This is a genomic window from Candidatus Woesearchaeota archaeon (genome assembly GCA_016214075.1).
Lineage (GTDB): Archaea > Nanobdellota > Nanobdellia > Woesearchaeales > DSVV01 > JACRPI01.
The window spans coordinates 42,131-67,533 of the sequence record JACRPI010000043.1 but is presented as its reverse complement, the minus strand read 5'-3'; the positions used below and the strand labels follow the sequence as shown (position 1 = coordinate 67,533).

Annotated in this window: 22 protein-coding genes and 1 tRNA gene; 12 read left to right on the top strand and 11 right to left on the bottom strand. The window is 39.6% G+C overall.

What is annotated here, in order from left to right:
• The first annotated feature begins 514 nt into the window (after nucleotides 1-514).
• From HZC31_08115 to HZC31_08090, 6 genes are all read left to right on the top strand, one after another.
• Nucleotides 515-2,257 carry a hypothetical protein gene (locus HZC31_08115; protein MBI5003322.1) on the top strand — a complete coding sequence of 581 codons (1,743 nt, stop codon included), beginning with the start codon at nucleotides 515-517 and terminating at the stop codon, nucleotides 2,255-2,257.
• Between the two features lie 461 nt (nucleotides 2,258-2,718).
• Nucleotides 2,719-5,817, top strand: a complete 3,099-nt coding sequence (locus HZC31_08110) for a transglycosylase SLT domain-containing protein (protein ID MBI5003321.1) — start codon at nucleotides 2,719-2,721, stop codon at nucleotides 5,815-5,817.
• Complete coding sequence (locus tag HZC31_08105; protein MBI5003320.1) at nucleotides 5,814-7,070, top strand: hypothetical protein; 1,257 nt, start codon at nucleotides 5,814-5,816, stop codon at nucleotides 7,068-7,070. The genes HZC31_08110 and HZC31_08105 overlap by 4 nt, the downstream gene beginning before the upstream one ends.
• A 30-nt stretch (nucleotides 7,071-7,100) precedes the next feature.
• Nucleotides 7,101-8,501 (top strand): hypothetical protein, encoded by a 1,401-nt coding sequence (locus HZC31_08100; GenBank protein MBI5003319.1) that lies wholly within the window; start codon nucleotides 7,101-7,103, stop codon nucleotides 8,499-8,501.
• Between the two features lie 365 nt (nucleotides 8,502-8,866).
• Nucleotides 8,867-9,787 carry a hypothetical protein gene (locus tag HZC31_08095; GenBank protein ID MBI5003318.1) on the top strand — a complete coding sequence of 307 codons (921 nt, stop codon included), beginning with the start codon at nucleotides 8,867-8,869 and terminating at the stop codon, nucleotides 9,785-9,787.
• A gap of 40 nt (nucleotides 9,788-9,827) precedes the next feature.
• Nucleotides 9,828-10,376 (top strand): YqhA family protein, encoded by a 549-nt coding sequence (locus HZC31_08090; GenBank protein ID MBI5003317.1) that lies wholly within the window; start codon nucleotides 9,828-9,830, stop codon nucleotides 10,374-10,376.
• 26 nt (nucleotides 10,377-10,402) lie between these two features.
• Here HZC31_08090 and HZC31_08085 read toward each other — a convergent pair whose 3' ends face one another.
• The 3 genes from HZC31_08085 to HZC31_08075 all read right to left on the bottom strand — a co-directional run bounded on the left by HZC31_08085 (nucleotide 10,403) and on the right by HZC31_08075 (nucleotide 12,144).
• Nucleotides 10,403-11,380, bottom strand: coding sequence for a replication factor C small subunit (locus HZC31_08085; protein ID MBI5003316.1), 978 nt, complete (start codon nucleotides 11,378-11,380; stop codon nucleotides 10,403-10,405).
• 200 nt (nucleotides 11,381-11,580) lie between these two features.
• On the bottom strand, nucleotides 11,581-11,844 hold the full coding sequence (locus HZC31_08080; GenBank protein ID MBI5003315.1) for a PRC-barrel domain-containing protein: 264 nt from the start codon (nucleotides 11,842-11,844) through the stop codon (nucleotides 11,581-11,583).
• A gap of 138 nt (nucleotides 11,845-11,982) precedes the next feature.
• Nucleotides 11,983-12,144, bottom strand: a complete 162-nt coding sequence (locus HZC31_08075) for a hypothetical protein (GenBank protein MBI5003314.1) — start codon at nucleotides 12,142-12,144, stop codon at nucleotides 11,983-11,985.
• Between HZC31_08075 and smc the strand changes: the two genes are divergently transcribed.
• The gene (gene smc / locus HZC31_08070; protein MBI5003313.1) at nucleotides 12,134-15,631 is read left to right on the top strand and encodes a chromosome segregation protein SMC; all 3,498 of its coding nucleotides are present in this window, start codon (nucleotides 12,134-12,136) and stop codon (nucleotides 15,629-15,631) included. The genes HZC31_08075 and smc overlap by 11 nt on opposite strands.
• 1 nt (nucleotide 15,632) lies before the next feature.
• The gene (locus tag HZC31_08065) at nucleotides 15,633-15,866 is read left to right on the top strand and encodes a hypothetical protein (protein ID MBI5003312.1); all 234 of its coding nucleotides are present in this window, start codon (nucleotides 15,633-15,635) and stop codon (nucleotides 15,864-15,866) included.
• Between the two features lie 5 nt (nucleotides 15,867-15,871).
• Here HZC31_08065 and HZC31_08060 read toward each other — a convergent pair whose 3' ends face one another.
• Nucleotides 15,872-16,594, bottom strand: a complete 723-nt coding sequence (locus tag HZC31_08060) for a BlaI/MecI/CopY family transcriptional regulator (GenBank protein MBI5003311.1) — start codon at nucleotides 16,592-16,594, stop codon at nucleotides 15,872-15,874.
• 134 nt (nucleotides 16,595-16,728) lie between these two features.
• Between HZC31_08060 and HZC31_08055 the strand changes: the two genes are divergently transcribed.
• The gene (locus tag HZC31_08055; protein ID MBI5003310.1) at nucleotides 16,729-17,556 is read left to right on the top strand and encodes a hypothetical protein; all 828 of its coding nucleotides are present in this window, start codon (nucleotides 16,729-16,731) and stop codon (nucleotides 17,554-17,556) included.
• Here HZC31_08055 and HZC31_08050 read toward each other — a convergent pair.
• From HZC31_08050 to HZC31_08020, 7 genes are all read right to left on the bottom strand, one after another.
• Nucleotides 17,553-18,701: a glycosyltransferase family 4 protein gene (locus tag HZC31_08050; GenBank protein ID MBI5003309.1), complete on the bottom strand. Its 1,149-nt coding sequence runs from the start codon at nucleotides 18,699-18,701 to the stop codon at nucleotides 17,553-17,555. The genes HZC31_08055 and HZC31_08050 overlap by 4 nt on opposite strands.
• 17 nt (nucleotides 18,702-18,718) lie before the next feature.
• On the bottom strand, nucleotides 18,719-19,363 hold the full coding sequence (locus tag HZC31_08045) for a PIG-L family deacetylase (GenBank protein ID MBI5003308.1): 645 nt from the start codon (nucleotides 19,361-19,363) through the stop codon (nucleotides 18,719-18,721).
• 174 nt (nucleotides 19,364-19,537) lie between these two features.
• A tRNA-Gly gene (locus HZC31_08040) sits at nucleotides 19,538-19,673 on the bottom strand.
• A gap of 238 nt (nucleotides 19,674-19,911) precedes the next feature.
• A complete protein-coding gene (gene rpe / locus HZC31_08035; GenBank protein MBI5003307.1) occupies nucleotides 19,912-20,976 on the bottom strand; it encodes a ribulose-phosphate 3-epimerase in 1,065 nt (354 codons plus the stop codon).
• A 43-nt stretch (nucleotides 20,977-21,019) separates the two neighbouring features.
• The gene (locus HZC31_08030) at nucleotides 21,020-21,601 is read right to left on the bottom strand and encodes a hypothetical protein (GenBank protein MBI5003306.1); all 582 of its coding nucleotides are present in this window, start codon (nucleotides 21,599-21,601) and stop codon (nucleotides 21,020-21,022) included.
• A 33-nt stretch (nucleotides 21,602-21,634) separates the two neighbouring features.
• On the bottom strand, nucleotides 21,635-22,657 hold the full coding sequence (locus HZC31_08025) for a GTP-binding protein (GenBank protein MBI5003305.1): 1,023 nt from the start codon (nucleotides 22,655-22,657) through the stop codon (nucleotides 21,635-21,637).
• 2 nt (nucleotides 22,658-22,659) lie between these two features.
• On the bottom strand, nucleotides 22,660-23,385 hold the full coding sequence (locus HZC31_08020; GenBank protein ID MBI5003304.1) for a sugar phosphate isomerase/epimerase: 726 nt from the start codon (nucleotides 23,383-23,385) through the stop codon (nucleotides 22,660-22,662).
• Nucleotides 23,386-23,507: 122 nt separating this feature from the next.
• Here HZC31_08020 and HZC31_08015 point away from each other — a divergent pair, with 122 nt between their 5' ends.
• The 3 genes from HZC31_08015 to HZC31_08005 all read left to right on the top strand — a co-directional run bounded on the left by HZC31_08015 (nucleotide 23,508) and on the right by HZC31_08005 (nucleotide 25,396).
• Entirely contained in the window at nucleotides 23,508-24,158 is a 651-nt protein-coding gene (locus HZC31_08015) for a DUF47 family protein (GenBank protein MBI5003303.1), read from the top strand.
• Between the two features lie 140 nt (nucleotides 24,159-24,298).
• Nucleotides 24,299-24,961 (top strand): asparaginase, encoded by a 663-nt coding sequence (locus tag HZC31_08010; protein ID MBI5003302.1) that lies wholly within the window; start codon nucleotides 24,299-24,301, stop codon nucleotides 24,959-24,961.
• Nucleotides 24,962-25,030: 69 nt separating this feature from the next.
• Nucleotides 25,031-25,396, top strand: a complete 366-nt coding sequence (locus HZC31_08005; protein MBI5003301.1) for a hypothetical protein — start codon at nucleotides 25,031-25,033, stop codon at nucleotides 25,394-25,396.
• Nucleotides 25,397-25,403: the final 7 nt, after the last annotated feature.

The window sequence follows — 25,403 nt, the reverse complement described above, 5'->3', positions numbered from 1 at the left end:
ATGTAATAAAATCCTTTAGTACCCGCCGCAGCAGGCGGCACGACGGACGTGTCACTTCGTTCCACGTCCTACGCGACACCCCGCAACTGGTTACGCTCGGTTGACACGCAAAGAGGAGCATGAAGCTCCACGTCGCAACCTCTCTACTCTTTCTGCGTGGTTGCGATATGTGGCTGCAAAGCCACATCACCTTTCCTCAGGCTTTGTTAAAGGCTGGGGGCGTCCCCCGTCGCGTCGTGCGCCAGCGGCGGGTACGCAAAAAACAACAAGGTGCAAACTGAGTGCAGAGGGAATTTCCATACAAAGTGTGGAAATTTCCTTTGCGAATAGGACATTTGCGTAGCAAATGGCCGTGTTTGCTGCCCTTGTTGTTGTTTTTTGCAAATTCATACTCCAAAATAACTGTGCTCATAGAAAACCTTTTATATCCCTATATGCAGAAAATGACGAAGAGGAATGCTTTTGCTCTGCTTTTGGCACTGCGGACATTGCTCGGGAAAAAAGGTGACGTGAGTTGAAGATTATACATAGAAAAGCGCAAAGCGCAAGTTCCGCAGCAACACTTGTCATTCTTATTGCAGGATTCATTCTCTTGTATATTCTTTTTCTCCCTGCAGAAGAACGTGAAGCGCTTCTCGGTGATGGGAGTTATGTGTATCCTGAAGGAAGTTCTTCCACAACCACTGGCGCAACAAGTCCAGCATCCGCGGCAGCGGCATTAGTCGCTGAAACTGTTCTTTCAGAAAGTCCAGGTAGAATTTATTATCTTCAAGAATCTTCTTTTGAACATAGCATTTCTGCGGTGAATTTGTATACGTTCACAGAAGCAACAGTTCTCTTTTCTCAAGATTCTTTGTATGTTAAAAATGGGATGTTTGATGAACTTTCTCGCAACCTTACTTTTTACGTGGATGATCCTGATTATACAGATAACGTGCTGCTTTCCTTCAATGTTGACGAAGGACAAGGACGCATTATTGTCAAACTCAATGGCAATCTTATCTATGAAGGAGAAATTACTTCTGGCGCAATCACTCCTCTTGACCTCAGCGCATATTCTCTCTCTGATGTAAACATTCTTGAGTTTAGCGTGAGCGAAGTTGGCTACAAATTTTGGACGACCAACGAATATCAGCTTGCGACGCTTCAAATTACTGGTGATGTGACTGACATCAGCCAGCAAACGAGCAAGACAACCTTCACTGTCTCTGATGTGGAGAAATTCAATGTTGAACTTGCACGATTATACTTTTATCCTGACTGCAATCCTCGCGAAGTCGGTCCTTTGAAAATCAGCGTTAACACAGAATTAGTGTACTCTTCTATTCCTGACTGCCAGCAGATTAACATGGTTGAATTTTCCCCAACCGCGCTTTCCGCGGGAGACAACTATCTTCTCTTTAAAGCAGAGAAAGGAGAATATTTGATTTATAGTATTTCTGTCAACACAGAACTCTCTGAACAGGAATATCCTGTTTATTATTTTGATATTGATGATGACGCGTTCCTTTACAGCGAAGAATATAGCAGAGACCGCTTTATTGCAGATTATGATTGTGGAGAAAGTGATGGCTATTGTCCATCCGGCTGCCAAGAAGATGATGATCCAGACTGCTGCTTTGAAGGACGCAACAAATATTGGTGCGATGTCCAGCCAAGCGACGCTGACGCACGCTGCGCAGAAATCAGCGAAGTAGATACCTCGAAATGCTCTGTTTGTTCCACAGGATATGAAGATGAAGATGGCTATGCTCCGGATGAATGCGAAGAGCAATGCGGTGATGATCACGATGGTACTTGTCCTTCTGGATGCAGCGCGTCTTATGATAAAGACTGCTGCTTTGACCAAGACGAAGATAATTTCTGGTGTGATGTTGTGCCTTCCACTGGCTTGGATAGTGTTTGTGAAGCAAGCTTAAGCGAAGATGAATGCGATGTTTGCTCTACTGGGTACTCGAGCCAAGGACAGATTGTCAGTGATTTCTGTCCAACAGAAGGAAGTTCTGATGTGACAGAAGTGTATGAATTTTTCCCAGGGTATGACGCGTGGATTGTGTTTACTTTTGTTGATGATGAAGAACGAAAAACATCGAACATTTATGTCAATGGACACAAATTTTACTTAGACACGTATGACATTGAGTACGAGCGCCAGATTACTGATTATATTGAACCTGGTACGAATTCTATTAAAATAGAACCAACACGATCTCTTGAAATCAGAAAGATGGATGTTGAGGTTAGGGAGAGTGAGTAGGATTTTTTCATAATACTTTTTCTTTATTCATTATTTTCTTGTTATGATTTATCTTAGCAAAAAAATAACAACAACGATGGCACAGACGGACAACTTTTTGGCTTTCTGGCTTTCCCTATGCCAAAAAGCTTGTCCTACTGCGCAAACCACAACCCTAGCCTTCACTTCGTTTAGGCATAGGAACGTGGTTCGCTCCGTCTGGCCATGTTGTTATTTTTTGTTGGAGAAAAACGCACAAGGTCGAACATTCCTGTGAGACATTGTGCGTTGAGACGCGAGCATTTGTCGAGCCTCTCTTTCTTTTTATGATTATTATAAGATTAGATAAGATTAGAAAAAGTAAGAGACTCCCCTTATTCCATCTCGTTTACTCTATTTTAGCAACATATATATACTGCTTTTTCTCATAATCATCTCATGGGAATAGTTCTTACTCTATTCTCCTAAAAAGAGGTTTGATTATGGCTTGGTTGGATACGTTACGCGGTTTGCCTTGGCAGGCATGGGCCTCATCACTCCAATCTATGCGCGACATTCGTTTGCAAGTCGATCGCAAAGTCGGTGAAGCACGACAATGGCATACTGATCAAACCGCAGAACGAACACGACTTCTCGCTGAACGACAAGCCGCACAAGCACGAGTCAATGACTTGAAAGATTTTTCTCGATTTCCAGGCATGACACCAGAACAACGTTCCGCACAGATTGGGCAACTCCAATCGCAAATGCCTGGATGGATTTCTTCTCAGCATCAACACCCTTGGGCACAGCTTGCTACTGCTGCTGTTCGAAAACCTTTGTCTATTGCATGGCATGCGATTCGTGGAGCAGGTGGCGCTATTGGACCTGCACACATTACTCCAGGAAGCAACACGATGCTTCTTGCTCTTGCGATAGGATATCACTTCGCAAAATTATTTTTGATCACGCCGACACTCTATTATCTTCTTTGGATTAATTTTTTAATGATCTTGTTTGTGATCTTCTTCATCTTTGATCCAAGCGAACGCAATGGCGATGTATACAGAACGCTTTTCATCTTTGTGTTTCTTTTTGAAATACTCATTCCTTATGTCACTAATGATTTTGCGATTCTTCAGCAGATTGATTTCATTAGGTTGTATGTCGCGAATGGTTTTATCACATTAACATGGATATATTATGCTGTTCTTATTCGTGGTCAAAGTATTGCTACTGGTCCAACTCGTTGGTTTCGTTGGTTCCTTGCTTTATTCCTTCTTGGTATCATCTTTTATGCTATAGGTACAAGCATGGTTGAACTTAGCGACATTGAACTCGATACTGCAGGCGCTGATCGAATGTATGCAGCGGGGCTTATGTGGGACAAAGCATGGGAAGGTTGGGGTATGCTTTGGAACGGCGTTGTTGGTGGCTTTGGAAACATGCGCGATATTTTTAGCATGCGCATGAAACAAGCAACAGGCGAATATTATTACGGCGTTGTTGAAGAAAACGAAAATGAAAAACTCGGCGTTTATTTAGAAGATCTTACTGCTTCAAAAACAGAATATGAAGAAAATGAACCAGTCACTGTCTACGCAACACTCCTCGCGCGCACGCTTGATGACGCAGTGACTGTTGGTGTCGCATGCTACGCAGGAAGCGAGAAAAACAGAATGAACGGAAGTGTCTACCCTGATGATTCGTTTGAAATTTATAATTTGCAACAAGAAGAATTGGATTGCAGCTTTGAAAAACTTCCTGAAGGAACAAATAAAATTACTTATACCGCGGAATTCAATTTCCAGACTATTGGGTATTTGAAACGCTATTTCACTGATCGTGACGCGCTTACTGCAGCGACACGGCAAGGTATCGATCTTCTCGACGAATACCAAATCCAAGACCAGGCTCCTGTCGCGCATTACACCAATGGTCCTGTCGCAATAGGAATGGGACCTGAAGAACCATTACTTGGCATCAGCGAATCCTACGCAGTCAAGCCGCGCCTTGCGCTCACGCTCGATGGTTCGCAAGGATGGGGCGGTGTCATTGCTGCGCTCGATGAAGTTGTTTTGATTATTCCTGAAGAAACAAGTTTGGACATTGCGCAATGCACAGATGATGACTGGACAACGTATACTGTTGATGATTGCATCGCAAGCGAAGAAGGATATAACAGCAAAGTCGGCCAGGAATGCGGCGGGGATGAGAGCTGTCTTGAAGAAATTTGCACTGCACAACTTGAAGGTTATAACGCATATACTCTTGATGTTGATAAACCAGAATACAAAGACATCAAGGATTATATCACGATTAGCTGTCGATTGAATATTGATGATGTTTCTGGCTTACTTGGCGCAACGCCTATCTCGACGCATTATTTCTACGTTAAAACTCGATATGATTATCAGTTGAGCGATGACACGAGCGTGACTGTTGTTGAACGTGAAGAAAGCGCTCCATCTGGTGCTTCTGGCGATGCTCGTCAATCCACAGGAAGCACCCCTACCTTTTCCAGCGCTGAAAAAGATGAATTGCTGCAATATTTATTTTACAATTATGGCGATGAACTCTTTGCCGCACAAACAACGTATGGCACTCCTGTCTGTTCTCTTGCAGGTATTATCGCGCAGACTTCTTCAGGAGACCATAATTACTATCTTGATAAACGAACAGGATTAATGGGCGTGACTGAACAGCTTGCAGAACAACTTAGCTCACAGGCGTCTCTTGATGAAACTTATGATCTGTATGACGCTGAAACGAATATCAATGTTGGCGCGGCATATCTCAAGAATATCGCAGAAACTGTTGGGTATACTGACGATGCATATAGCGCATATTATTATGGTATTTATCGTCTTCCGCAAGCAGATGACACTTCTTCAAATGAAGACGCTGTGCTTTACGCAACACGCGTGCAGGATTATGTTGATCTTTGCGAATCTCTTGTACTTACTGACAGCGTGATGAAGTCCACAAGTAATGCCGATGATTTCTTTAGAGAAGACTCTGTGACTTATGAACCAGACTATTTACGATTTACTCCGAGCAATGCAACGCTCGGCACTTTTGGAAGCTGGACACTCTGGCTTTCTATGGGTAGCGGTGATCGCGCATTGCCTGTCTATTTCTATGCGACCCCTGCTTCTGGTATGACGGAGCTGATCGATTCAGTCAAACCACCTGTCTATGCGCAATGGTTGTTGTTTGAAGGATACCCTTTTGTTCAGGCATATTATGACAGCGATAATTCTCTTTTCAAATACAGATACTTTGAGGACTTTGTTCTCAACACAGATTATCTTTTGGAAGATAAACCTACTGCGCTTGTTCCTGATGTCTTCTATGTAGAATATGATGGTTCCAATATTGTCTTTAGTGTTGCGACAAATCCAGAAGATCTTACAGATCTTGATGAGGTTTGTTCTATCTCATGGTATGAAGACATTGCGTTTGGTTCTTGCGCATCTGATGATATACCTGGTCTTACTGTTCGTAATGTGAAAACACAAGAATCTACTCTTGGTGAAGGGCATGCAAATATTCAAATAGAATGGAATAATGAAAAACAAGTGGAGGCAGCAACATCATGATTCCTGCGAAACACTTTTCTTCAAAACAGTTTTCTTCACTTTGCATTCTTGTTGTTCTTTCTGCGTTGCTTCTTCTTTCTAGTTGCGGCACGACTACTTCCAAAGTTTATACTTCCAACGAAGCATTTTGGGAAGGAACTAGTGGCTTAGATTTTTCTTTCCTTGATGAAAATCCTTCACAAACTGTTTATGAAGACACCCCTTTCACTGTTGCTCTTGAACTAGAAAACACTGGCGCGCATACGCTTACTGGTTTCATTACGCTCTCTATCGAAGATGATTATATGTGTCTTGTTGATGATGATAACGAATGCTCTACTTTTGACGCTGTAGATGAACTCAGTTTATCTGTTCGAGATGACATTGAAGATTACAACGCAGCAATTGACGAGTATACGCTCGCGCTTAAAACTGCGGACGCTGAAACTGCTGTTGATCTTAAACAAAAAATTCAAGACGCACGCACGAACATTGAACGCTTGCGCGATACCACTGCTGTCGCGAATCCGTACAAAACAAAATGGTTTTCTCTTGAAGGTAAGTCTATCTTTAATTATGAAGGCGGCACGACGACGCTCTCTTATCCTGCAAAAGCAAAAACTGTTGGTCCATTAAGTGAGACTCATGACATTGAAATTGTCGCAACTGCATGTTACGAATATACAACAACATGGAACCAAGATATTTGCATTGATACGGATGTCAACAAAATGAATATTTTTCCTGGCGCATGTGAAGCAACTGATGTGAGTTTAAGCGGGCAGGGCGCACCACTTGCGATTACATCGATTGAAAGCAAAATGATTCCTACTGGAACAGGATATATCCGCCCTATGTTTATCATTCATGTGCAGAACAGCGGCAACGGAAAAGTCATTAACAAAGAGAAGATAGAACATGCATGCACAGCAACAGGACTCGCATCGAAGGATTATAATATGGTATTTTTGAAGTCTTTCATGCTTTCCAGCGAAGACTTGATGTATGACTTTAATGGGTATGATCCTGCAACAGGACGAGAATTGAACCCTGGCGATGATGGGGATTTAATTACTTGCACACCAAATCCTCTCACCTTAAAAGGCGATGATGATAAAATTACTTGTATTGTCAATGAAGATGCTGTTGAAGATTTGGATATGTTTTCCATTGAGCAAGCGCCATACATGACGCAGCTTTCGATACAATTTGATTATGGCTACACCTTATCGCAATCAGTACCTGTGACGATTGAGAAGATTGTGACGTATTAGTTTGCATTATTTATTATTTGAGGAAATGTTATGATAAAAGCAAAAAATAACAACAACGATGGCACAGACGGTCGTGCTGACGCACGCCCTACTCCGCGAACGAGAACACCCCACTTCGTAGGGCAACCTCGTTCGCTTCGTCTGGCCATGTTGTTATTTTTTGTCTTATTACTTTGTTTTTCTCTTCTTCTCTCTTCTTGCGGAACATTCTACAGCAGTCAAGAAGCAGACGCATACAGAACTGGAACAGAAGGAGTTGTTCTCTCTTTCCTCGACGATGATTATGTTTTTTATGATCAACAATATTTGAATCTTCAACTTGTTTTAGAAAATAAAGGCGCATACGATGAACCGCAAGGAAAAGTGGTTCTTAGTGGATATGATCCTACCATTGTCAAACTAGATACAGAACCAATTGAGCTTCCTGCAGAATTTTACGGTAAAAATATCTATGCCCCAGGAGGATACCAATATTTTGTTTCTGTCGCAGAAGAAGCGCCTGTTTCTCTCACTCTTGGAGAATCGTATGAAACAACATTGCAAGCAAGCCTTTGTTACAGCTACCAATCTATTGCAACTCCAACAGTTTGTTTACTTTATAGTCCTGAGGACACGTATATTTGCGATCAGGATACTATTGGACTTTCTTCTCAAGGTGGACCTGTCGCAGTCACTGAAGTTCGCCAAGATTATGAACAGGATAAAGTTCGCTTTACTGTCTTTGTGCAGCATGTTGGCGATGGCACTGTGGTCAACGCGTATGACGTTGACGCGTTTGACGCTTGTCCTTTTGGTTTAACTGAAGCTGATTTAGATCATGTCGGCGTTAGTCTGGAAATTAATGGGTTGGATGTTCCAAGCTGTATTCCAAGTAATGGTTATATCGCGCTTAACGACGCTGGGCAAGGTGTTATTATCTGCACGTTCACGCTTCGCGAACAACGCACGTACACAACGCCGCTTAAAATTACTCTCGACTATTCGTATCTTTCTGTGATTGACCAGGATATGGGCATTTATGAAAGCAGCAGTACTGCTGATCGAGAAGCATATGAGCAGGGTGTTTCCCGTTCTTCAACAGATTCTGGTTCAGGTTCTTCTTCAGGAAGTTCTTCGAGTTCTGGAAGTTCAGGTTGCTATTGCAGTGAAGCGAACATGAACAAATGGGGAGGCTGCGTTTGTTTGTATATCAGTGGAAAAATGTATTACTGCAGTGAGGGAGAAACTGAAATCAAGGTTTCTGCAGCAGCGGATGAGTTGGTCGAATATCAAGTGCATGGCTCTTCTACTGTCACAAAGTGTGGTGATTCAAGTAGTCCAACGTCGTCTTGTCCATTTTCTGGATCTACCGTCCCTAAAAAACTCTCTATTTATGGAACAGTCAGTGACGGAAGAACTGTTTCTGAGCGGTGCAATATTGTTTCTACTTAGGTGATGGTTTTTTGATTTTATATTACTCTTTCTGGTTCGTAAGCAAAAAACAACAACAACATTGGCACAGACGGTCAACTTTTTGGCTTTCTTCTCATTGGTTTAGCCAAAAAGCTTGTCCTACTTCGCAAAATTTGCAATGCAAATTTTGCTTCGTCTGGCCATGTTGTTGTTTTTTGCATCGACCTAATTTTATAATTCCACAGTCGCACCAAACTACGGCAATACTCTGCATCTTGCTGCGATTTGGATGGCAGCGAGTGGTGCGTTTGTGTTACTTCCGTCGCAAAACCATAATGTTTATATATTCGTTTTGTGGGAAAGTAGCTTATATTGTATAGTTTGTCGTTTCAGGAGGGATTTTCATGAACATTCATCGATTGCTCTTAGTGTTTGGCGTTATTCTCGCACTGCTTCTTGCAGGATGCGGACAACAAGCAGGATCTGAATCTGTCCAAAGTGTTTGGCTTGGTGGTTCTTATGGTTTAGTTCTTTCTTTCGAAGATTTTGGCGTCGGTAATGAAGTTTATGAAGATGAAGCATTCCCTATTGTCGCACTTCTCCAAAACAGTGGAGAATTCACTATTCAACCGAATGAAGTTGAATTAAAAATTCGCGGTATTTCAGAAAATGATTTTTCTGGTGTTGATTTTGAAAAAACGAATGCTGAGGAACTCACTAAAGTTTCTGAGTATCTTCCTGATGGCGGCTATGAACGTGTTAGTTTTGGTGACGCTGTTTATGAAGGATTAACTGGAACATTTTATGACGCAAACATTTATCTTGAATATACCTATCCTTACCAAACGTATGTGTCTATTCCAAAAGTCTGCTTTAAAGAAGATCTTCGTGATGAACGTGTTTGTGATGTTAGTTCTTCACAAACAGCTTATGCATCAGGTGGTCCAATTCAGATTGGCTCTGTTGTGGAAAAACCATATGGCAGCGGTAGAATTTACTTAGAAATCCCTATTTATAACGCAGGACAAGGACGCAGCAAAGCATATCTTGGTGACGATTTCTCCGCAATCTACGACACTATTAGTTTTGAAGTAGAAACAGCAGGTATGGAATGTACATCACGAGGAGATCCTTCTGTCGCTCGCATGGCACGCGCAACTGCTACAGGAAGCAGTGGCGCAGCAGAAACAACGATTATCTGCATCAGTGATAGTCTTGAAGAAGACGCGTTATACACTGCGCAAGTCGATATTACCTTAACATATTATTATCAAGACTTGGCTTCAACGCGAGTTAGAATCAAGGAAAATCCTGAATTGGATTAATCTTTCTTTTTATTTTGTTATCTTATATTTTGGTGAAACTATGAAAAGTGGCGCGTCAACTGTTGAAAAAATCTTTGAGAATGGGCTTTGGAAATTTAGGTATGTCATTATTATTGTTGTCCTTGCATTATTAATTTCTTCTCTTATCGCGTTTGTTCTTGGAATTTACAGCACGTATGAGGCGTATCACGAATTGTCTGCTGCGTTTAGCCATGGAGAAACAGTTCCTTCTAATCTTATCGTTGTCTATTTGATTTCCTCTCTTGATGAGTTTTTGCTCGGCATTATTCTTATCATTATTGCGCTTGGAGTTTATGAATTGTTTATTAGCAAAATTGATACGCTTAAAGGAGAAGAGATTCCGTATCCTAATTGGTTAACATTTCATTCTCTTGATGACTTGAAAGCGGTCTTGACCAAAGTCATTATCATCATATTAATGGTGTATTTCTTTAAGAGCGCTGTTGTGTTGCATTTTGACACGCCATTAAGTTTATTATACCTTTCTATTGGTATTGTGCTGATCGCTGTCGCGAATTATTTGTCGCACAAGCATAAGAGTTTTGACAAGGGAGAAAAAGGGCATTAGGTTGTTTTCTAATGAAAAATTTATTTCTATTTCTTACACAACGTAAACTGTGCGAGAAGTGCTTCTAATTGGATAAATTCATCAGAACCTTCTGTCATTCTAAACTCAATCTCGCCGCATTTATCGACTAAGGCAACTTTCTGTGCATCAGTCACTGGGAGATTCCAGACTTCTCGCTGAATTTGTTTGATCAAATCAAGACCGCTTAATCCATAGCGGAGCATTGTCTCGAGCATCTTATCTCTGCTTGCGATGAACTTATTTTCTAACGCAAGCTTCAAGAATTCGTTAATCTCTTTTGGTTTCGCGACACTCGCTAATGAGAATACTTCATCTTCTGTTATTTTTTTCGCTACTGCAGCACAACTCTGAAGAATATTCTCTGCTTTTCGACAATCTCCTTCACTACACACATGCAACGCTTCTTTTCCACTTACGTCAAGTTCAATTCCTTCTGTTTTCGCAATTTTGTCAAAGATCGCAAACATCTGGTCTTTTTCGAGTGGGCGGAAGCGAAAGACTGTGCATCTACTTTGAATAGGATCAATAATCTTGCTGGAATAGTTGCAGCTGAGAATAAATCGTGTTGTTTGCGTATAATTTTCCATTGTTCTTCTCAATGCCTGCTGCGCTTCTTTTGTCAAGGCGTCGCATTCATCCAAGAAAATAATTTTAAATGGAACATCTCCAATCGCTCGCGTTCTCGCGAAATCCTTTACTTTTGTTCTGACGACATCAATTCCTCTCTCATCTGACGCGTTGAGTTCAAGGAAATTTTCTCGCCAATTAGCGCCAAACATTTCTCTCGCGATAACTAACGCAGTTGTTGATTTTCCGATTCCTGCAGGACCCGCGAACATCATGTGGGGCATGTTTCTTGCAGCAATAAACGCTTTAATCTTCGCGATAATATCTATTTGTCCTTTTACTTCAGCAAACGATTTTGGCCTGTATTTTTCCGTCCACATAGAATGTTTTAATGCTTCTTGCTGCTCTTCTTCCATAGAGAGTTGGCATCTTGGCTGTTTTATAAAGGTTGTTTTTTTAGAGAAGATTGTTTTCTAGATCAGTTATTATCTTGCTTTTTCTTCTTTTGTTCATAACATATTTTAAAAAAATATTTTGGGATTCAAAAGCAACAGTAAGGCGAATGTATACATGTGAGAAAGGCTAATGTTAATTTAAAACTATAAAAATAAAGAAATTAAATAATATCTTCTTCTGCTATGACGAGGAAGTCTCCAATCGCAATCACTGCGCTGAACGGAATAAGGATATTTCCTTCCTTGTCTTTTTCCAACTCTAATTTTTCTGTATAGGTTGTTGGATTTGCAAGAATCAAATGAATAAGCTCACCGCTTCGTGTTTCAAAAATCATGTCGCCAACTTCACCGAAGCGCTTTCCTGTTTTGCTGACCACTGTCTTTCCAAGTAATTGCCGTGAAAATCGTTTCTCTTCTTCTGCCATTGTTCAAATTCCCCTCTTTTTCAAGGATGAATTTTTCACCTCGTGATCATTCTCTGTTTTTGTCTCTGCCACATAACAAAACTCATATTTTTTTTACTATGTGCCAATGCTCACACTTTGATTTTTTAGTTTCCCCATCTATATAAATGTTTCGTTGGCAGAATTCTCCTCTTTTTCTCTTGCTTTTGGTTCTTGTTTTTCCTCCATGGTGCTTTCAAAAGTTTTATATACGGCAAACAATTCATTTTTTCTATATTTTTTCATTGTGCATGCAAAAAAAGTGGTGATTATGACACGCATTAATCGACTCGTGATGCGCGGGTTTAAATCTTTCGGTGAAAAGACAGAACTTGTTTTTGATCCCAAATATAACTGTATCTTAGGCCCTAATGGTAGTGGGAAATCGAACGTTGGCGACGCGCTCTGTTTTGTTCTTGGCAAAGGCTCTGCAAAAGGGCTTCGCGCTGAAAAATCAGCAAATCTCATCTATAACGGTGGCAAAAGCAAAAAGCCCGCAAAAGAAGGCGAAGTCAGCATTTATTTTGATAATTCCGGCAATCATTTTCCTCTTGGTACTCCTGAGATAAAAGTTTCTCGTATTATTCGCGAAAATGGACAGAGTATTTACAAAATTAATGAGGAGCGAAAAACAAGGCAGGAAATGCTTGAACTTCTTTCTGCTGGCGACATTGATCCTGAAGGATATAACATTGTTCTTCAGGGGGACATTGTGCGGCTCGTGGAGATGTCTTCTGTTGAGCGTCGCGTCATTATTGAGGACATTGCAGGTATTGGTGTTTACGAGGAGAAAAAACAGAAAACCCTCAGCGAGCTTGAAAAAGTGGATCAAAAACTTACTGAAGCAGACATTGTGCTTAATGAACGAAAATCATATCTCAAAGAGTTAAAACAAGAGCGCGATCAAGCGGAGAAATATAAAGATCTTGCAGATAAAATCACGAAAAATAAAGCAACCTATCTTGATATGCAGCTTCGCAGAAAACTTGAACAGCGCGGAGAATTGCAAAAACAAATTGATGGGTATTTGGAAAAAATTACTAAAAAAGATACTGACATCGCTACATTAAAAGCACAGGTTGTTGATAAGAAAGCGCAGATTCAGAAAATTACAAAGGAAGTTGAAGAAAAAGGAGAAAAAGAGCAAGTACAGGTGCTTCACGCTGTTGAAAAATTAAAAGTGGATATTGTCGCGAACAAAGACCGCATCGGCCTTTGCAACAATGAAATTACTCGCTTAAACACAAGAAAAGATCAGCTTCAAAATTCTCTTGTTGAACTTGATGAAAAGATTACCGAGCTTGAAAAGCAATCCGCTGCTCAGGACAAAGAAAAAGAGCGCATGACGAAAGAACTTGCGCAGATTCAGGATAAGATTGATTCTTTCCGCAAAAAAAATAAACTTGATGGCGCTGAAAACATCGACAAAGAAATTGAAGAGTTAGACAAGCTTATTGAAGAAAAACAAAAAGAAATTCAGGGTTTACGTGAACAGCAGCAGCATATTCTTCGTGAAAAAGACAAAATAGATTATCAGATTCATAGCGCAGATGAGCGTATCGCAAAAGTGCTTGAGCTTGAAAAAGAAAACAAAGATGAAATTGCAACGCTGAAACAAATGAAAGAGGAATTCAAAAAAGCAACCCTCGATCTCAATAAAGCACTTCAGGAAGATGGACAGCTTGCCGCGCAGTTTGCGCACGCACGCGAAAAAATGCAGCATGCGCAAGATGAACTTGCAAAACTCGAAGCACGACAAACCCGTATTCGTGAAAGCTCTTCTGGAAACATCGCAATCCAGCGTGTTCTTGAAGAAAAATCATCGCTTGGCGCTGTTCATGGTTTGCTCTCTGATTTAGGTCACGTTTCGAGCAAATACGCGCTTGCGCTTGAAATAGCCGCAGGTCCAAAACTTCGCAGCATTGTTGTTGGGGATGATAAAACCGCTGAAAACTGCATTAGTTTTCTCAAAGAAAAAAAGTTAGGCATCGCAACATTCTTGCCCTTAAACAAAATAAAACCTGCTTCTCTTGATCCTTCTGCAAAAGCAGCTGCAAGCGCGCAAGGTGTTCATGGTTTTGCAAGTGATCTGGTTACGTATGAACCAAAGTTCAAAAATGTCTTTTCCTATGTTTTTGGCAACACGCTTGTTGTGGACAACATTGCGGTCGCACGACGCGTGGGCATTGGTACTGTTCGTATGACTTCTCTTGAAGGTGATCTTGTTGAAACGAGTGGCGCAATGCAGGGTGGCTATCGTGAACGAAATAAGGGGGGTTTAGGATTCCAAGAAAAAGAAGTCGTGGAGAATATCAAGCAGACTGAAGCGGCATTTGCAGACACCCAACGTCTTGTTTCTGTCCTCCAAGAAAAACGAAATGAGATTGAAAAAAACATTACTCGTCTTCGTGAATTTAAAGCAAATCTTGAAGGAGATATTATTACTAAAGAAAAATCCTTGCACCTTGATTCTGAAGATCTTGATGTTTCAAAGAAAGTGAAACAAGAACTTGCTAGCCAGGCAAAAGCGTTTGAGACTCAGCTTGAGGAACTCCAGCGGCAGATTAGCGCATGTAACAAGGACTTCGCAAACGCGAAAATCAAGAAGCAACAGCTTCGTGACGCAATTACGCAGCTTCGCAATCCCCTGCTTATCGCTGAATTGAATACGTTTGAACAAAAGAAAACAGAGTTCAAGCAAAAAATAATGGAACTTGAAGGCTCTGTTCGCAACACTGCAATGCAGATTACTAATATTCTTGCTCCTGAGAAAGAAAACATCCAGAAAATTCTCAAACAACATGAGAAAGAGCAAGTAGACTTTAGCAAAGAAATTGCAGATCTTCAGGAAACAATCAAGAAGCAAGATAGTGACCTAAAAGAGAAAGAGCGTATTCAGAAGGAATTTTATGGCGCTTTCAAGGACCTTTTCAAACATCGCGATGTCTTAAATGAAGAACTTCAGAAGATAGAGAATACTATTATTGTTGCTGAAGAACAGGTTCGTTCTGTTGAACAGAAAAAGAACGCGATCAGCATTGAGCATGCTCGTGTTGGCGCAGAAGTCACTGGTATGGAAGAAGAATTCAAGCAATACGCGACTATTGAACTGTATACTGATAAGACTGAAGAAGCGCTTAAAAAAGAAATTTGGGAATTTGAGCGCATGGTGGAACGTCTTGGTAATGTCAACTTGAAAGCGCTTGAAATTTACGCAAAAGTCGAAGAGGAGTATAACTCTCTTGTTGATAAAAAGAATTCTCTTGCCAAAGAAAAGGATGAAATCTTTGTCATGATGAATGAAATTGAGACAAAGAAAAAAGAAATGTTCTTGAATACCTTTGTTGTGGTCAATCAGCACTTCCAAAACATGTTTATGGCAATTTCTACCAAAGGTCAAGCATTCCTAGAAATTGAAGATGAAGGCAATATCTTCAATGCTGGCGTTTCTATCAAAGTTCGCATTACAGGTAAAAAATTCATGGACATTCGCAGTTTAAGCGGCGGTGAGAAGACCATGACCGCGCTCGCGTTTATTTTCGCGATTCAGGAACATGATCCCGCGTCCTTCTACATCTTTGATGAAGTGGACGCAGCGCTTGATAAAATGAACTCCGATAAACTCGCGAAGTTGATTAGAAGTTACAGCGATCGCGCGCAGTATATCATTATCTCCCACAACGATGGTATTATCTCAGAGGCAGATACATTGTATGGTGTGAGCATGACGCAGGATAACATGAGTAAGGTTGTGAGTTTGAAGGTTTGAAATGAAAACAATCTCTTCTCAGAAACTTCTTGCACTTGCGGGGTTTTATAATAAGAAAGGAATTTCTTGGCATCATCATTTTCTTCCTCCTTCTTGTTTGTTTAATAAAGAGAAAAAATTTCTGATTATTCTTGAAAATGATGAGACTTCTGATGCTTATGTTATGGTTTCTGATAAAAAACCTGCTTTGATTCTTAAGAGATTGGAAGCGTTGTTTTTTGGGAAGAAGAGGTAATGTTTTTACTCTTTTCCTGTATTCCACATCATTTCAAAGAATTGATCATATGATTGTGCTGCTTCTTTTTGATGGATCAGTGTTCCGAGTGGCTTCTCTGTCCAGATAATTATTCCAATTTTGTCATTTCTAATGATTGTTTCTGTTAATGGCTCAAAGCCCGCTTTTGTATAGCGTACTTCTGCTTTTGGATATTTTGCTTCTGCTTTCCATGATGCAAGCGACTTGTTGAAGAGGAGTTTTGCGTGGATTCCTTTTGCTGCTCTTTTTTTATGATAATTTACCCACCATGCATCTCCAAGCATTAATGATTTGACTGTAGAGCCAAAGGTGTGATGCTCTTTACCTCCAGCTTCAAGAAGTTCAACAAGAAGTTCCTTAATTCCTTTTATCCCTCGAAAGGTAATTATTTCTGGCTTCTCTTTTGCCATCTTTTGTTTTAAGAGAAGCTCAGGAAGCAGTTCTTCAAATCGTTCTTTTTTCTCACTGATATAATTTGTAATGTTATTCGGGTTTGTTGCTTGGTATTGATTTCTCTTCCCTTCTTTGACGAATGTGACAAATCCTTTTTCAATCAGCTTATTTAACGTCATGTGGACGACTGAATTCTGGAGATGGCTTTTTTCTAAGATTGGTCCTGCTGTCGCTGTTCCAAGTTCTAGCAGCGCAAGATATACTTTGATTTCTGCGTTTGTCAAACCAATGTCTTCTAAGATTTGTGTGTTCATCTTTGTTCTCTTGTCTTATTGTCTCTTTTTCTTTATATAGTTTATCCTCCAAAATTGGAGAATAAAGGTTTATATGCTCGCCATGTTACTATTGTATCAAGACGAAAGTAAAGTTGCTTGTCTGAATTTATCGTATGGGGGAAAGAAAAATGAGTCAAACAATACCAGTAAAAACAATTGATGAAGTATTAACGCAGTGGAGATCACCACCAAAACGTGTGCTTTTCGTGGTTCGAGAAGAATCTGATCTTAAATTTAATGTTGTGGATGCTTGGAGAAATTATATTTGTAAAAAGTTTGGATCTTCATTTGGATCTGTAAGCGATCTTCCTAAGGGCCATATTATTCATCAATATCTTGAGGCTCCTGGTTGGTATATGGACAATCCTTCTTCTGAAGCTTTTTTCTCTAAAGAAGCTCGTGAAAAAGTTCGAGTTGAATATTTGCTTCGTTATCTCAATCTTTCAGCTGGCGTTGCAGGGCTGGACTATGATCGTGTTATCGCGTATCGTACGCTCTATGAACAACTCGAAGAAAAGCTTTCTTCTTCTGGTGTTTCTGTTGTTCGCTCCGATCTTACTGGTTTTTTTAAATCTACCGAAATCTTAAAATATACTCACCCAACTAATTCTGTTTGGGAGTCAAATGATCCAACGCCTCTTGAAAATGTTCTTTTTGGTGCGACTACTCGTGCTTCTGTGAGAGATTATATTTTTCGAAAATTTCAAGAAAAATTTGATACTGCTCTTTATTTAGGAGGGGGATGTTTTTGTTGTTCAGCAATTCGAAATGATGAGGGAACTTTGGTATTGTCACAAATTTTTGGTAATCGCTTTATTGTTGCAAGTCCATCTAAAAATTTTGAAGGGCATCGAAAAGATGGAGTTGATGATGGTGACTTTGGAAGATATCTTGGTATCTCTGATGGAACCTACGTTGCTCCTACTCTGATTGGGATTTAATTCTCTTTTTGTTCCATCAATACTTTCTTTATCTTCTCTGCTGTCTTTATCCATTGGAATTTCTCTTCCACTGTTTTTCTTCCATTCTTCGCAATCTTTTCTCGCAATTTTTCATTCTCCAGAAGAAGATTTATTTTCAGCGATAATACTAGTGAATTCTTGAACGGAAACAACATCCCATTATATCGCTCTTTGATGTACTCTTTGACATAGCCTACTGGCGTCGCAATCACCGCAATCCCGCACGCCATTGCTTCGAGCGTGCTCAATGATGTTGTTTCTGTGAGCGAGGGAAGGACATAGATATCCATCGCTTGGAGATACGGAACAACATTGTTTTGTTTTCCAACATGAAGAATATTTCTTGTTTCTGTGAAGAGCTCTTCTTCAAGTCCTTCTCCGACAATGAGGAGTTTTACATTCTGATGCTTCTTTTCTATTCTTCTGAATGCTCTGTAGAGTGTGCCGATGTCTTTTTCTCTTCCAATTCTGCCACAAAAACCAATCACTTTGTCTTTTGGATCAATACCCACTGCTTTTTTCGCTGCTTCTTTATTTTCTACAGGAGTAAATCGTTTTGTATCTGTTCCGAGATTAATCACTTCTTTTGGTGTCTTTATTCCAATGACGGTGAGCTTTTCTTCGACTTCCTGCGTTGGAACAATAAGCATCGTGCACTTGTTGTACAGATATCTTGTAAGTAGTCTTGTTGTTATGTTTGTGAAGCCTTTGAGATACTTCACGCTCTTTGTGGTGAGCTCCCATTCTATGCTGTGAATAAAAGAAACAATTGGTTTGTTCAATTTTTTTGCTGCGAGAATTCCACAGAGTCCTATTGGTCCAATGGTTTGGCTGAAGACGATGTCTGCTTTCTCTATCTCCTGCTTTATTTCTTTGTACATGAACTTTGAGAAGTAAATATCTCCAAACTGCATGTCTCTCAGAGGGTAGCGGATCACTTCTATATCTCGTATCTTGATTTTTTCTCCTTTAAAATCCGGCGCTAACACGGTGATCTGAAACTCTTCTCTTATTCTTGGTAATATTTCTAAAAGAAATCTTGTGACGCCATCCCATCTTGGGAGAAAGCAGTCTGTTGCAATGACTAATCGCTTCTTTTCTTGCTTGCCTTCTTTTGTTTCCATATAATGTTAGTTGTTATTTATTGTATTTTTGTGAATTGTTCGCAATATCTTTTTCCGTATTGGAGTCCATTCATGATTCCGCGGATATAAATACTAGGAACCATGGTAATAAGCGCAAGAAACTGGCTGTCATGGCAGCGCAACGCTTTCACTTTTGCCTGAAATGTGTCTGTGATGTCGACTACTAATTTTGGAAGGTTTCTGTTCCGTAGATTAAACGGATTCCAGACATCAAATGTATATATTTCTCCTTTGTAGTTGCTTTCTTTTAGTATAGAAAGAATGATGTTGTTTACTGCTTTATGATCGGGATGCGGATCATTCATGGAATGCGTGAATATTTTTTGTGGATTTTTTTCTTTAATTATTCTCATAATACTTTCTTTTCTCTTCTTTTTTGTAAACTCATTAAAGAAATCTCCTTCTTTTAATCCAAGGTGATAAGATCGCTTGATATCGAGAATTTCATCTGCAACAATGAGTTCTCGTACTCTTGTTTTGATGATTTCTTCTTTATGAAAATGCGGATGCGATGATTCCCCAAACGAGAATATGAAGACTGTAATCTCTTTCCCTCCTTTAGCGTATTTTGCGAGTGTGCCCCCTGCACCTATAATCTGGTCATCGTTATGCGCGCTAAAGACAAGGATGGATTCTGGCATTCTTGATATTAAGGAGAGATTCCTTATTAATGTTTTGATGGAAAGAAGAGTGCATCGGCCGGGATTCCTTTGTCAGTGTAAGGGCAAACTGCCCTTACCAACCCTAGATTAAGTACGGCATTCACTTCGTTCAGCCGTACGAATGTTGAAGAATTTGTTTAGAATTAAAAAGAGTGCATCGGCCGGGATTCGAACCCGGATCAAAAGCTCCCTTCGTGTATCAAGGTTTGGCTTGATATCATGGAAGGCTTCTATTTGCTAGCTCTGATGTTTGCACATACAGAACTCCTAGCCGTTGGACTACCGATGCACGATTGTCCACCTCTGAGAAGAAACCATTTATTTATAAATTTACTGCTTATGTTTTTGTCTCACAAACAAAAAAATCTGATCATAAGTTCGCTTGATAATCGCTAAGCAACACTAATATGCTGTCCAATATTCTTCGTTATTTTAGACTTTTAATAAATATCTGAAGATACCTTAGCGATGCTTGGCGAATCAGTGAGTTGTACTGCGTGAGCAATATATGTTCCTTCTTCCTGTGATTACTCCTCTATCTTTCCAATCCGTCTCTCATGCTTTCCGCCTTCGAATGCAGAAGAGAGCCATGCTTGGATACATTTTATTGTTGTTTCTTTGTCTGCAGTTCTCGATCCAAGACAAAGAATATTCGCATCATTATGCTGCTTTGCCATCTGCGCTTCATACTCGCTCGCGACATGCGCTCCTCTGATACCTTTTATTTTATTCGCTGCAATACTCATGCCAATGCCTGTTCCACAAACAAGAATTCCTTTCTTTGTCGCATCTCTGCTGACTTCTTGCGCAACTTTCTTCGCAATATCAGGATAATCACAACTTTCTTCAGAATCTGTTCCTGCGTCTATGATTGCATATTTGTTTTCGTGCAACCATTGCTTTACTTCCTCTTTTCTTTGGAATCCTGCGTGATCCGCGCCAATAATAATTGCGTGTTTCATTTTTTGCATTGTCTCTTTGTAATTTTCTGTGTTGAATATTCCTGTACCGCTGACAATTATATTTGCTCCTGCGTTGATTGGGGTGTGTACATTTTCTACTTTTATGCCGCCATCCACTTCAATGTTTTTGTCTGGAAACAGCTTTCTGAGTTCTTGAATCTTTTTGTTCGTTTCCTGGATGTATGCTTGCCCACCTTTTCCGGGGACAACAGTCATTACTAATATGAAATCTGCGGATTCGCAGATTGGAAGCACATTTTCTATTGAGGTTTCTGGATTTATCGCAATTCCTGCTTTTTTTCCTCTTGCTTGTATTTTTTTTATTGCTTCTTTGTGATTTCCTTGACTTTCGCAATGGATGGAAATCATGTCCGCTCCTGCTTCTATGAACGTGTCGATGTATTTCTCAGGTTCTTGCACCATGAGGTGCACATCGAGTGGAAGCGTTGTTGCTTTTCTGAGTTGTGATGCTATTTTTGGATCAAGGAATGGTGTTTTGTTTTCTACAAATATTCCATCCATAACATCAATGTGAATGAGGTCTGCTGTTTCAAGTTTCTTGAGTTCTGATTCTAAACTCTTGAGGTCTTTTATTGCTAGTATTGAGGGGGCTATTTTGATGTGTTGCATTATAGTCGAGAAGTGCTTTCTGCATTAAAAATATTCCTGCTTTTTACGGCTGATAACCACTTTTATTCCCAAAGTAATTACTCTCTTCATCATTTGGTTTGTAATTAGCACCAGAAGAACTACTATAATCTCCTGAACTAGAATTACTGTTGTATTCCCCGCTTGCACTGCCGCTTCCATAACTTTCACTCGCTGTGTTGCTTCCATATCCTACAGGCCCACCTGTTGCGCCACCTACAAACTCATTTGCCTGCTTATCGCTCATGTGAAAGGTGTCTTGCAAAAACTGGACACAGCATGGACAGGTTCGCACAGGCGCTGCCGCAGTTTTATGTCCAGAACTTTGCCATTGTTGTTGTTGCTGCTCTTGACGCTGCTGTTCAATGGATTTTGCTTTCTTTTCCTCTTCCATCGCTTGTCCAAAGCCATGCGCTTTTCCAATCACCGCGTTTGGATCTCCTTGCGTAAAAGAAAACAATGTTTGCTCCTGTGGTGCCATATGTTTTTCTCTGTTGTCCAGCATGTGAATCTCTAGCGCTCTTTGTATTCGTTCTTTTTTTTCCTGCTCTGAGACAATACTGTCTATTCCTTCTTCAATAATTGGCGCTTGACTGAATTGTACCATTTTGTTTTTTCTCTTTGTTCTTTTCTTCGCTTCTTATGTAAAGCATCTTTTTAATGCTTCTTCTATTTTTTGTGTATCAAATCCTTTTCCAATAAACACGAGCATTGTTTGTTTCTTTTCTTTTTTCCAGGGCATTTCTGTTTTGACATCAATTCTTCGTCCTACTTGTTGATAGATTGCCTTGTTCTCTAGTCCTTTGAAAAAAATAATTCCTTTACTTCTAAAAATTGCCTCTGGTAAATTTTGTGCAAACAATTGGAATTTTTGGATATCAAATGGTTTCTCTGCTTTGAACATAAATGAGATGATTCCATCTTTTTCTATGTGATTTCCAAACTCATCATGGGCATGATCTTCTTCTTTCCAATTTCCTTTTTTGTTGACAAAGCGTTTAACGTCAAATTGTCCAATATTGAGGATCAGTTCGAGTGGGATTATACTGTGGCTTGTTTCAATAATTCTTGCGTGTGGTGCTTTTGTTTGGATTTCTCTCGTGATATGTTCGCGCTTTTTGTCGCTCACTGTTTCTTTTTTGTTGAGGAGAATAATGTCCGCTGCTTTAATTTGATCTTCTCCATTGCTTTGTTTGAGATTATGTTCAAAGTGATCCGCGTCCACTACTGTAATTATTGCATCCAGTTCTGTTAGTTGTTGGAGTTCCTTGAGAAAAAATGTCTGCGCGACAGGGATTGGATTCGCAACTCCTGATGTTTCAATAATGAGATGCTGCATATTCTTGTGCTTTTTGAGAATGTTAAGGATCATATTGATGAGATCTCCCCGCACTTGGCAACAAATACAGCCATTGCTTAATTCAATGATATCTTCTTTTGTCTTCACAATTAATTCGTTGTCAATGCCTATCTCTCCAAATTCATTGACAATCACCGCAAACTTAATTCCTTTGTTTTTGGTGAGAATATGATTCACTAATGTTGTTTTTCCAGAGCCGAGATAGCCAGTTATAATTGTGACAGGGAGGCGCTTTTGCTTCTTTGCCTTGTTTTTTTTCTCTACTCTTTTTTGCATTTTCTTTTTTGTTTGTTTTGTTTTCATTTTTATCCATATCTCCTCAAAAACGCAATGTCTTTTTTTGCTTTTTCTATATTTCTTGGAGTCTCAAGTGTTATGTCTCTTTCTTTTGGAATATATTTGAGATATTCTTTTACTGAAAAATTCCCATCTCCTATATGTATATGCTGATCAATAGGCACTTCTACATGACCGTCACAAACATGACCATGCACTATAGGTAATGTCTTTAGCTCTTTCAGAAAATATTCTGGATTTTTGTGCATTTCCATCCCTGATATGATCGCGTGCGAAAGATCCAAACAGATTCCTGTTTTAAACGTCTTTGTCAGAAACAGAAGATCTTTTTTGTCATAACAGAACATATATTGTCCATTTGCCACTGCAATAAGATTCTCAAAAATTATTCTTTTATCCCACGTCGCTTGCAGCTGTGCAGCAGCTTCTTTTAATGAACACTCTTTGTTCTCGATATGTCCTGCGTGGACGATAATTTTTTCCGCATTGAACTTATCTGCTAAATGAATTGCCCAGTTTGTTGCTGCTTGATTCTTTTTTCTTTTCGCAGGATTTGCGTGATTGATCCCAAACCCATCATGTTCATGATGAATGATCACGGATTTTGTTCTTTCTTGCAGCCATGTGTATTCCGCGCCTTCCACTGCCATAATTTCTACAAAGTCAATGTAGGGTTCCATAATTTCATAAAACGCCTTCCCATTCGGGAATATTTTTACTCCTATACTTCTCATATACTCTTTTCTTTTTTCTTGCTATATATACTTTATGTCACTTTCTTCTTTTCGACACCATGCAATAACACTTTTTCCGAGAATAAAAACCTTTTTATACTTTGGTTTCCTGAAAAAGAATCATGAATCAACTTCGACAACTTTTCTTTCCGACCGATGACCGAAAATTCTTCCGCATGCTTGTGGAACTTAGCTCTCAGATTTCCCGCGGCGCGACTGTTTTCAAAGACTTTGTTGATACTTACGAAAAGCTTTCTGATCAAGAAAAAGGACAGCGGGTAGCGGATATTAAAGAGTTAGAACATCGCTGCGATGAGTTAAGTCATATTATTATTATGCGTCTCAATCGTTCCAACGCGAATACAGTGCACATGGAAACCATTCACGCGCTTGCTTCTTTGTTGAGCACAATAATGGATAGCATCAGCGATGTTTCCAGGCGTATTGTGCTTTTCCGACTTATAAAAACCAATGCTGAACTTCAGCAATTTGCTCTTCTTGTGAATAATTCCTGCAGAGAAGTTCATGCGATGATTGAACAATTGCACGATTCTCGTAACATTAACAAATCGATCATTCGGATTCATGGCATTGAACGTGAGGCGGATTATGTGTATCATCTCGCGATGGCGGATCTTTTTGCGGTCAAACAGCGCGACGCTCGTGAGTTAATTATTTTGAAAGATTTGTATGATCTTCTTGAGAATACTGTTGATAAAACAGAGTTTGTCGCTCGCGTTGTCGAGAATATGGTCGCGAAGGATAGAGAGTAATTGTTTTTATGACCAATAATGTGATTATAATAATCTATTCGCTATGAATTAGTTTCTTTATTAATATTTGTTTAACATTTTGCTTCCTCAGTTTCTAAGAAAACGAATTATTTATAAATTTACACATTTAACGTTACATTATGACTACATATACCAACAAAAGAATAGGGATTATTTTTACAGGGGGAACTGTCGCTGGAAATGTTGCTAAAAGTGCTGTTTCACAAAACGTAAAATCAGATCCAAATAGTTTTAAGGTTATTTTGGATAATTCTGTTGATATTGTGAAAAAGAATTGGCATATAGAAATCTCTCCTTCTATCACAGAATTGTTTAATGTTGATAGTTCTAACATGCAACCTGAAAATTGGACGATGATGATAGAAGAAATCCAACGCACTTATGATGATTATGATGCGTTTATTATCCTTCATGGTACAAATACTATGGGATATACTGCAGCAGCATTAACGTTTGCATTAGAAAATATCAACAAGCCGGTTATTCTCACAGGAGCTCAAGTTCCTTTAGGCTATTTAGGAACAGACTCTGTCACAAATTTGGTCAATTCTTTGCGAGTGGCTGTTTGGGGCTATCATGAAATTAAAGGAGTAATGGCTGTTTTTGGAAGCAAAATAATCACTGGCGCGAGAGTGAAGAAGGGAACTGATTTTGATTACGATCCTTTCAAGGCTTTTCAAACAGGGGAATTAGGAAATATCGGAAGATTCATGAGAATTAATGAATCTGCTATGAAAAAACATATTACTTATTTATCTAAATACAAAGCATTGGCAATTTAGTCAAGAGTCTTAAGCGTTAAAAAGAACTTCGACACAAAAAGCATCGCCTCGCTTACTGAAGTTCCAGGTATGTCTGTAGATCTTTTTCAATCATTAGTAGAAAATAATGGTATCAAAGCTTTTGTCTTTAGATCCTTTGGAGCAGGTGATCCGAGTAGTCATTTATTCCCTGCTTTTGAATATTTAAAGAAAAAGAAAATCCCTATAGTTGTTACTACTCAAGCACCAAGTGGTGTTTCAAATTTCCAAGTAAATGAAACAGGGCAATATTTACGAGAACACGATTTAGCTATTCCTGCGTATGACATGAGCATTGAGTCCATGACTGTAAAATTGGCTTGGTTATTAGCCCAAAAAACAAAATATGAAGACATCAAGCAAAAGATGGTTGAAGATATGCATGGTGAGATTACTCTTGAGAATGAATTAATTTAAAATATTA

Coding starts and splice junctions, on each gene's coding strand:
- HZC31_08110 (MBI5003321.1), top strand. CDS start 2,719: ATGGCTTGGTTGGATACGTTACGCGGTTTGCCTTGGCAGGCATGGGCC.
- HZC31_08105 (MBI5003320.1), top strand. CDS start 5,814: ATGATTCCTGCGAAACACTTTTCTTCAAAACAGTTTTCTTCACTTTGC.
- HZC31_08100 (MBI5003319.1), top strand. CDS start 7,101: ATGATAAAAGCAAAAAATAACAACAACGATGGCACAGACGGTCGTGCT.
- HZC31_08095 (MBI5003318.1), top strand. CDS start 8,867: ATGAACATTCATCGATTGCTCTTAGTGTTTGGCGTTATTCTCGCACTG.
- HZC31_08090 (MBI5003317.1), top strand. CDS start 9,828: ATGAAAAGTGGCGCGTCAACTGTTGAAAAAATCTTTGAGAATGGGCTT.
- HZC31_08085 (MBI5003316.1), bottom strand. CDS start 11,380: ATGGAAGAAGAGCAGCAAGAAGCATTAAAACATTCTATGTGGACGGAA.
- HZC31_08080 (MBI5003315.1), bottom strand. CDS start 11,844: ATGGCAGAAGAAGAGAAACGATTTTCACGGCAATTACTTGGAAAGACA.
- smc (MBI5003313.1), top strand. CDS start 12,134: ATGACACGCATTAATCGACTCGTGATGCGCGGGTTTAAATCTTTCGGT.
- HZC31_08075 (MBI5003314.1), bottom strand. CDS start 12,144: ATGCGTGTCATAATCACCACTTTTTTTGCATGCACAATGAAAAAATAT.
- HZC31_08065 (MBI5003312.1), top strand. CDS start 15,633: ATGAAAACAATCTCTTCTCAGAAACTTCTTGCACTTGCGGGGTTTTAT.
- HZC31_08060 (MBI5003311.1), bottom strand. CDS start 16,594: ATGAACACACAAATCTTAGAAGACATTGGTTTGACAAACGCAGAAATC.
- HZC31_08055 (MBI5003310.1), top strand. CDS start 16,729: ATGGGGGAAAGAAAAATGAGTCAAACAATACCAGTAAAAACAATTGAT.
- HZC31_08050 (MBI5003309.1), bottom strand. CDS start 18,701: ATGGAAACAAAAGAAGGCAAGCAAGAAAAGAAGCGATTAGTCATTGCA.
- HZC31_08045 (MBI5003308.1), bottom strand. CDS start 19,363: ATGCCAGAATCCATCCTTGTCTTTAGCGCGCATAACGATGACCAGATT.
- rpe (MBI5003307.1), bottom strand. CDS start 20,976: ATGCAACACATCAAAATAGCCCCCTCAATACTAGCAATAAAAGACCTC.
- HZC31_08030 (MBI5003306.1), bottom strand. CDS start 21,601: ATGGTACAATTCAGTCAAGCGCCAATTATTGAAGAAGGAATAGACAGT.
- HZC31_08025 (MBI5003305.1), bottom strand. CDS start 22,657: ATGAAAACAAAACAAACAAAAAAGAAAATGCAAAAAAGAGTAGAGAAA.
- HZC31_08020 (MBI5003304.1), bottom strand. CDS start 23,385: ATGAGAAGTATAGGAGTAAAAATATTCCCGAATGGGAAGGCGTTTTAT.
- HZC31_08015 (MBI5003303.1), top strand. CDS start 23,508: ATGAATCAACTTCGACAACTTTTCTTTCCGACCGATGACCGAAAATTC.
- HZC31_08010 (MBI5003302.1), top strand. CDS start 24,299: ATGACTACATATACCAACAAAAGAATAGGGATTATTTTTACAGGGGGA.
- HZC31_08005 (MBI5003301.1), top strand. CDS start 25,031: ATGTCTGTAGATCTTTTTCAATCATTAGTAGAAAATAATGGTATCAAA.